General features: G+C 50.0%; 7 protein-coding genes. 6 read left to right on the top strand and 1 reads right to left on the bottom strand.

What is annotated here, in order from left to right; genetic code table 11:
- Positions 1-346: 346 nt before the first annotated feature.
- From ACYVIY_RS23825 to ACYVIY_RS23805, 5 genes are all read left to right on the top strand, one after another.
- On the top strand, positions 347-1,384 hold the full coding sequence (locus ACYVIY_RS23825; protein ID WP_460978969.1) for a hypothetical protein: 1,038 nt from the start codon (positions 347-349) through the stop codon (positions 1,382-1,384).
- Between the two features lie 80 nt (positions 1,385-1,464).
- The gene (locus ACYVIY_RS23820) at positions 1,465-3,732 is read left to right on the top strand and encodes an NADP-dependent malic enzyme (RefSeq protein ID WP_460978968.1); all 2,268 of its coding nucleotides are present in this window, start codon (positions 1,465-1,467) and stop codon (positions 3,730-3,732) included.
- A 91-nt stretch (positions 3,733-3,823) separates the two neighbouring features.
- Positions 3,824-4,798 carry a tryptophan--tRNA ligase gene (trpS, locus tag ACYVIY_RS23815; protein ID WP_460978967.1) on the top strand — a complete coding sequence of 325 codons (975 nt, stop codon included), beginning with the start codon at positions 3,824-3,826 and terminating at the stop codon, positions 4,796-4,798.
- Between the two features lie 94 nt (positions 4,799-4,892).
- Positions 4,893-5,669, top strand: a complete 777-nt coding sequence (gene deoC / locus ACYVIY_RS23810; RefSeq protein WP_460978966.1) for a deoxyribose-phosphate aldolase — start codon at positions 4,893-4,895, stop codon at positions 5,667-5,669.
- Between the two features lie 87 nt (positions 5,670-5,756).
- Positions 5,757-6,671, top strand: a complete 915-nt coding sequence (locus ACYVIY_RS23805) for a sugar phosphate isomerase/epimerase family protein (RefSeq protein ID WP_460978964.1) — start codon at positions 5,757-5,759, stop codon at positions 6,669-6,671.
- Between the two features lie 179 nt (positions 6,672-6,850).
- On the opposite strand, the gene ACYVIY_RS23800 is transcribed toward ACYVIY_RS23805, so the two are convergent.
- The gene (locus tag ACYVIY_RS23800) at positions 6,851-7,858 is read right to left on the bottom strand and encodes a M48 family metallopeptidase (protein ID WP_460978962.1); all 1,008 of its coding nucleotides are present in this window, start codon (positions 7,856-7,858) and stop codon (positions 6,851-6,853) included.
- A gap of 187 nt (positions 7,859-8,045) precedes the next feature.
- Between ACYVIY_RS23800 and ACYVIY_RS23795 the strand changes: the two genes are divergently transcribed.
- Entirely contained in the window at positions 8,046-8,621 is a 576-nt protein-coding gene (locus tag ACYVIY_RS23795; RefSeq protein ID WP_460978961.1) for a phosphatase PAP2 family protein, read from the top strand.
- The last annotated feature ends 139 nt before the right edge of the window (positions 8,622-8,760 follow it).

Here is an 8,760-nt window from a genome sequence, read left to right as displayed (position 1 = left end):
CGGAATAGAGCCGTTTTGTAATTTTTCCGGTTGTTGGTCAATCGACTCACTGCCATAACTTTACACAGTTGGTGTCAAGCTATTTCAGGGTGCTACAGTCTTATGTTAACTTACAGATAAAGGTAACAATACAAACAGCCAATAAAGAGCAATACGCAGGCAAACCAAACTCCATTCTGTTACGTCTACTTCTCACCGTATAAGGATGCACGACGTAGTTCATGAAACAATTGGCCAGTAGTAGCGCCATTGAGTAAATACAAACTTTGTAGACGTGCTTGCGGATCAACTTGGGAATATAATTTTTTCCATCCGTAAATTGTATTCGTAAATCGCAAATTTGTGCATGGCCATTGTCACTCAACGTAAGAATCAGTTCACGATCAAGCCGAAAGCCTTATCTCTTCTGTGGCTGGTGTTTATACTGCTGTTCGGGTCAACAGTATTTATCCCCTTCATGATCGCCACGGCCGGGCAAGCCTATCCAGATTTAGATACGTTATTATTCTTTTATTCGCTGTGCGGATTTATCTGGGTCTCACTTGTTAAAGAGTTCGGCCAGCAAACGACTTCTGTACGGCTATTTGATGACTCATTTGTCGTCAAGAGGGTCGCACAAGCGCCTAAGCGCTTCGGTTATGACGTTATAGTCGGCTATAACGAGCGGGCAGACATCGACAAGAATGGGCGTAAATTTAACGTGCTCACGGTATACTTAACCGATGATGTTTTCGTCGTTAAGTCGAATGAATTTGCCGATTACGAGTTGTTGAAAGAGCAGCTCAGTGACTACGGTCAGCCTTTACCCTATCAAAAGGCAATAAACGTAGCTCAACGGAACCGGCTTCGCTGGCTCATCGGAGGACTAGCGTTATTAATTTCGGCCAACATCGCATACGGCTACCTTGCCCACAATCAAGATGGGAAACAACCCGCTAAACTTGTCAACGTCAACGGTCTCGTGAAACGGGTTACACTCAATAACCCGAAAGGAATTTTTAAAGGATTATTCGTACAGCTGCACAACTACCCAGCCTTCACATTCTACGTAAGTCGTAAATCCTATGAGACAAATATTCGGCATGTAAAGTCGGCTATTGAACCAAACCAGCCTATCGCGTTACGTATTCGGGAGAGTGATTTTCGTAAAAAGATAGCCCGCACAGAGCCACTTACCTTTGGCGATAAGTACGATAACTACAAACAGATTATGGTTTTTGGCGTCCAACAAGGCACCAGGGTCCATCTTGAAACGCCCGGGCCGGTTCAGGAACCGACGCATACGAACCCGCTGCAACGTACCATTCTCTCCAGTATTCTGCTTCTCTTGTGCTGGGCGGGCTGGGTATATGTCGACCGGCTCAAGGTACTCCGGCCAGGTTGACCGCGAACCCCGCTAACTTTTTCCGTACCTTCGCCTTCCCAAACTGAACAACAGAACGCTCATCATCAACTTAATTTCTTATGCAGCAAAAAATCCGGCGCGAAGATGCCCTTGATTACCACGCCAAGGGGCGTCCGGGTAAGCTTGAAGTTATCCCGACCAAAGAATACAGTACCCAACGCGACCTGTCGCTTGCTTACTCGCCAGGCGTGGCTGAGCCTTGCCTAGCCATTGAAGCCAATCCCGACGATGCGTATACCTATACCGCAAAGGGTAACCTCGTTGCCGTTATCAGTAACGGAACGGCTGTTTTAGGGCTGGGCGACATTGGCGCTTCGGCCAGCAAACCCGTCATGGAGGGAAAAGGCCTGTTGTTTAAAATCTATGCTGATATCGACGTTTTTGACATCGAGCTAAATACGAAAGACCCCGACGAGTTTGTCCGTACGGTTAAGATTCTCGAACCGACGTTCGGCGGTGTCAACCTCGAAGATATTAAAGCACCCGAATGCTTCGCCATTGAAGACCGGCTGCGGCAGGAATTGAACATTCCGGTGATGCACGACGATCAGCATGGTACGGCCATTGTGAGTGGTGCGGCCCTGCTGAACGCCCTCGAACTGGTTAACAAACGGATAGAAACCGCGCAGTTTGTGTTCCTAGGCGCTGGTGCTGCAGCTATTTCCTGCGCTCGTCAGTACGTAGCGTTAGGCGCCAAAACCGAGAACATCGTCATGTTCGACGTAAATGGCCCGTTACGTACCGATCGTACCGACCTCAACGACATCATGCGTCCGTTCGCTACGTCGCGGGATATTCAGTCGTTGGCCGACGCCTTTGCCGGAGCCGACGTATTTGTGGGGTTATCGAAGGGAAATATCGTTACTCAGGACCTGATCAAGTCGATGGCGAAAGATGCAATTGTCTTTGCGATGGCTAACCCCAATCCCGAAATCAGCTATGATGAAGCGATGGCAGCCCGACCCGACATCATCATGGCCACGGGTCGCTCTGACTATCCGAACCAGGTTAACAACGTACTCGGCTTTCCCTACATTTTCCGGGGGGCGCTGGACGTTCGGGCCACCGAAATTAACGAAGCCATGAAGCTGGCGGCTACGTACGCCCTGGCGGACTTAGCTAAAAAGCCCGTTCCCGACATTGTAAACCTCGCTTATGGCCAGGATAATATGGTGTTTGGCCGCACGTATATTCTGCCCAAACCGGTTGACCCACGCCTGTTAGCTACCGTAGCGCCCGCCGTTGCGAAAGCCGCGATGGATTCGGGTATGGCTCGCCAACCGATTACGGATTGGGACGCTTACGAAGCGCAACTGGCTCGGCGACTAGGTCACGACAATCAGATTTCGCGGGTAATTCTGAACAAGGCGAAAACCAATCCGAAACGGGTTGTCTTCGCCGATGCGGAAAACCTGAAGGTGTTGAAAGCGGCTCAACAGGTTCGCGATGAAGGCATTGCGTATCCAATTCTTCTGGGCGAAATCGATAAAGTTCAGCAGATTATTACGGATAATAGCCTCGATCTTGGCAACATTCCGATCATTGATCCAAGAGCGCCGGAGCAACGCGAGCTGATCGATCGGTTTGCCGACATCTATTTCGACAAGCGGAAACGGAAAGGCGTCAACGCGACTGAAGCGCGGAAGCTGATGTATTACCGCAACTACTTCGGGGCCATGATGGTCGAAACGGGCGAGGCCGACGCGCTGATTTCGGGATTGACCCGCTCCTACCCCGATACGATCCGGCCCGCTTTGCAGGTAATTGGTAAAGAACCGGGCGTTCAGAAAGTGGCGGGTATGTATATTCTGCTGACCAAACGCGGTCCGCTCTTTTTCTCCGACACAACGGTTAATTTCAACCCCACGGCCGACGAGATTGTTGAGATTACGGAGATGACCGCCCGCACCGTCGAGCGATTCAATATCAAGCCACGCATCGCGCTGGTGACGTATTCGAACTTCGGCAGCGCCAAGGGCGAAGATGCCGAAAAGATGAACCGGGCGGTTGAAATTCTGCAACGCAAACATCCGGATCTCATTGTTGACGGCGAAATTCAGGCTCACCTTGCGTTCAATACCGAGTTGCTTCAGCAGAATCATCCGTTCAGCAAGCTAGTAGGCGAAGGGGCTAATACGTTGATTTTCCCGAATCTATCCGCAGCCAACATCGCCTATAACCTGATGAGCGAAGCCGCCGGTTTCGACGCCATCGGGCCGATTCTACTAGGTATTCGCAAGCCGGTGTACGTCCTGCAATTGGGTTCATCGGAACGTGAGATTGTCAACATGGTCGCCATCGCCGTTGTCGAAGCGCAGGGAAAATAAGGTTTACAGTTGCACAGTCATAAAGTTGTCGGGTTAGCTAACGCAGATTTAACTCGACAACTTTGCAGCTATATAGCTCTATAAATTAATAATGGCACGCATTTTAACTGGAATTCAAAGCAGCGGTCGACCGCACTTAGGCAACATACTGGGGGCCATTAAGCCCGCTATTGACTTATCGAAACAACCCGACAACGAGTCGTTTTTATTCATTGCCGATCTGCACTCGTTAACGACCATTAAGGACGGGTCGATGCGTCGAGAATTTACCCGCGCTGTAGCCGCTACGTGGTTAGCCTTCGGGCTCGACACGGAGAAAAACACGTTCTGGCGACAATCGCGCGTACCGGAGCATACCGAGCTGGCCTGGCATTTGAGTTGCTTTACGCCCTTCCCGATGCTTAACAACGCTACGTCGTTTAAAGAAAAATCGGATAAACTCTCGGTTGTAAACGCCGGCCTGTTCGTGTATCCGGTGCTACAGGCGGCCGACATTCTGCTCTACGACGCCGAAATTATTCCGGTCGGTAAAGATCAGCGTCAACACATTGAAATGACCCGCGACATTGCCAGCGCTTTCAATCGGCAGTACGATGAAGACGTATTTGTACTTCCTGATGCCCGGATCGACGACCGTCTGATGACCATTCCCGGCATCGACGGGCAGAAGATGAGCAAGTCGTATAACAACTACATCGACGTATTTCTGCCAGACAACGAGCTGTGGAAAGTGATCAAAAAGATCAAGTCCGATTCGACTCCGCTCGAAGAGCCTAAGAATCCGGATACCGACATTACGTTCCAGTTGTATTCACTACTGGCCTCAGACGAGCAAACGGCCGAAATGCGTCGGCTGTACGAAGGCGGCAACTTCGGCTACGGCACCGCCAAGAAAGCGTTATATGAACTTATTGTTGATCGATTTGCGACCGAACGCGAACGCTTTATGTACTACATGGACAATAACGACGCGCTGGAAGCTGAGCTTCGGCGTGGCGAAGAAAAAGCCCATGCTATAGCAAGTCAGACTATCGCGCGTGTTCGTGAGAAGCTAGGTTTCAATTAATCCTAAACCAGAGTCCTGACTAGTTAGCTTTAGTCAGGACTCTATGCTTTTTATAGAAGGCGGTTATAGCCCACGTCAAATTCCTCAAGCTATCATGACAGATTCCAACGCGTTACGTGTTCGGGAGATCGCTAAGATGATCGACCATGCACTTCTGCATCCGACGATGACCGACGAGGAACTTCGGGCAGGTTGTAAGCTGGCACTCGCGTACGACGTAGCATCAGTTTGCATCAAACCGTATGCAGTCTCAATGGCAAAAGACCTGCTGGCGGGTTCTGGTGTTCTGGTCGGTACGGTAATCGGCTTTCCACACGGTAGTAGTACGACTAGCTTAAAAGTAGCCGAGACAAGACAAGCCTGTCGCGACGGAGCCGTAGAGATTGACATGGTCGTAAATATCGGGAAAGTCTTGAGCGCCGATTGGGCGTACGTGCAGAGCGAGATACAGGCGGTTCACGAAACTTGCCGGGAACATGGTGCAATTCTGAAAGTCATCTTCGAGAACGACCTGCTACCGGATGACAATTCTAAAATCCAGCTCTGCGAAATCTGTACGGCTGTCGGTGCCGAATTTGTTAAGACCTCCACGGGCTACGGTTTTGTAAAAGGAACGGATGGTACGTATAGTTACGAAGGAGCCACCGAACATGATCTTCGGTTGATGCTCGATCACGTTGGCGCGGGTGTTCAGGTTAAAGCAGCCGGTGGCGTTCGAACACTCGATGGTCTGTTAACAATCAAAGAAATGGGCGTAACGCGCCTGGGGACCTCCGCTACGGCTTCTATTCTGGAGGAAGCCTATCGCCGATTTGGCCTCGTTACGTCCGATTCTTCTTTACCTCCGGTTGCCGAACCAGAAGGGTATTGATTCAGAAACCAGCGGCTCGAACGTACTGTCCCTTTAGTCTGATTGCTAATTTTGCTCAATAACTAGTCTCCCTTTACCCATTCTTATATGCTCGATCTCGGCTTTGTCTCTGCCATTCTCGGCGACTACGATCTGAATAGCGTGCTTAAGTTTGCCGCTGACCATACGTTTAAGTGCGTTGAAGTCATGTGCTGGCCTACCGGCAACGCGGATGCCCGACGTTACGCTGGGGTAACCCACATTGATGTCGACAACCTCAATGTCGGGCAGATACAGTCGTTAACGCAGCAATACGGCGTTTATATTTCTGGCTTAGGCTACTACCCCAACCCACTCGACCCGAACCCAGAGCAGGCTGAGTTCTACCGCGAACACATCAAAAAGATTATTCGGGCAGCGGCTAAACTAGGCATTCCAGTGGTCAATACGTTCATCGGCCGAAATCCGTCGCTCAGCATCAGCGATAACCTGAAGCTGTTTGCTGAACATTGGCCAGCCATCATAAAGGTTGCTGAGGAGAACAACATCAAGATTGGCATCGAAAACTGTCCCATGTGGTTCACCGACGACGAATGGCCGGGTGGAAAAAATCTGGCTACGACTCCCGCTGTCTGGGATCGAATGTTCGAGATTATTCCATCGAGGGCGCTCGGACTGAACTACGATCCAAGCCACATGATCTGGCAGATTATGGACGAGGTTCAGCCCATTTACAACTACCGCGACCGTTTGCACCATATCCACCTCAAGGACGTAAAGTTGTATCGGGATAAGCTTGACCGGGTCGGCATTATGGCCAATCCGCTGGAGTATCATTCGCCAAAGCTCCCCGGCCTGGGCGATGTTCGCTGGCGCGACTTCTTTGCTGCGTTAACCGATGTACGGTACCGCGGCCCGATCTGCATTGAAGTAGAAGATAAAGCCTACGAAGGCAGTCCCGAAGATGTTCAGACCGCAATTCTGACCGCCCGCAATTACCTGAGTCAGTTTCTGGTGTTGTAAGCTAAATAATGGCCAAAAAGCTAACGCAGTTCCGGACGGCGTCAGTAAGACTTAGTCTGTCACTTATACTGGTAACTCACGTTATTGTGATACGTGTCGTTCGGATGATTACAAGTCACGTAATGAGTCTACTTTCTTAAAGGCGTAGCACAAATAGACTCATTACGTGACAACCAGGTTCAATTCAGTTCGTCTGCGCCTGCTGACTTCTTACCGAAACTACCAAACCCTTTCAGTCCCGTCGACAGCGAGGCCGTAAGCGCCGAAGCCGCTTTTTGGGCCGCATTCGGTTCCTCCGGAGTAGCTGGATCTTTTGGCAACGCAACAGGTTGAGCGCCTAGTTTCTGATAATTACCACTCAGGATCTGTTTATAGTGCTCGGAGTCGGCCCAACTCAGAATCTCTTTCACCCGCAGCACCGTGTAGGGGTGCGTTTGTCTCAACATCGACTGCACTTTGATGAACTTTGCCATCCAATTATCGTCAACGTATTCCTGAAACGCATCGGCCTGTTGCTTAATGGCTTCGACACTGATTGGGTCGCTAAGGGTTTTCGAATAGCCAGCTATCTTACCTAACGCTTCGGTTACAGCCGCTACGTCCTGGGTTGCGAGCAGAGCAGCCCGATCCGCCGAAAACTCCGCCCGACGGCTCCATTCGAGCAAAGCCAGCTGAACACTTAGATCCAGCGCGCTGTTGAACGGGGGCGGAATCATACCGGTTACGGATCCTCCAAAATACCGAATGAAGTACGTAAACGTGTTATAAAACATGTGGTCGCACTTCACATGGCCTAATTCATGACCAATGATAGCCAACACTTCCCGCTCCGTCAGAATATCCAGTAACCCGGAGTTAACAGTAATGCTATACCGCTGAATGCCGCTGGCGTAAGCATTAATCTCGTCTATGGTCTCGATGTATAAGTCTGGTAATTTCTGAACGTCAAGCACCTGTGCCATCTTGGTATACGCTCGGTACAACGATGGATACTGGACGTCACTAACCCGTACGCAGGATGAGCTATTATGATAATGCTGAGCGTGTTCAACGTATGAATTTAGCGTCCCGATGATCGATTTAAATTTATCGATTCCTTTTAAAATACCGGTCGCATCCCGATCCAGGGAATGCTGAAACTCCTGATGAGCGAGTTCTGGAAAACTAACAATATCTTCTCGTAGCATAATGAGCGTATCAATTTGGCGTTCGCTCAAAGCTGCAACTTAGTCGCAGAAAAACAGCTTGTTGATTTTGTGAACGGTCAGGTTTATTAGTTACCGTAAATGCATTTGTTCAGCCCGGTCAAAGTGTCGAATTTTGCCTGGACATTTTTCAGCAGCAAAACCAACACCCGCTACTGCCGTACACTGAATGCGCGAAACGCTTAATCGACTCGACACTGACTTGTTCTTGTGGCTCAATGGCCTATATGCGGCCTGGCTTGACCCGATCATGGTATTTGCTACGGAGCGTAACACTTGGTTTCCATTCTATGCTCTGCTGATCGGCTGGCTCATCTACCAGTATAAAAAGCAAGCGCTTTGGATGGTCTTAACCTTAGCTGCGGCTGTGGCCATCAGCGACCAGACAGCTTCTGCTTTGCTGAAACCCCTGACTTTGCGGCTTCGCCCCTGCCATGAGCCCGCCCTACAGCGTCTGATTCATCCGGTGCTGGAATGCGGTGGTCAATACGGTTTTGCCTCATCGCACGCGGCCAATACGTTTGCTCTGGCGACGGGGTTATGGTTATTAATCGGCAAACAACACCCGTGGGTGAAATGGGTATATCTATGGGCCGTTCTGGTTGCATATAGTCGTATTTATGTCGGTGCGCATTATCCCCTCGACATACTGGCTGGTGCGGGAATTGGTACACTGGCGGCTCTGCTGTGCGTCTGGATATTTCAGCGCTTACAAACCCGGTCTTCCAATCTTAACCCTATGTAATAGATTGACTATCAAAGCGAAATGAATACTCTTTTCGCACGCAGATAACATTATTGATAGACAGTTGGTTACATCGAACGTAGCTGCCAGGGGGCAGTGCTATACGGCTACAGCCTTATCTGAAAGAATGTACGTATAG

This window comes from Spirosoma knui (assembly GCF_054780635.1).
Note: the sequence above shows the minus strand (reverse complement) of the source record. Positions and strands in the feature narration are given on the sequence as shown.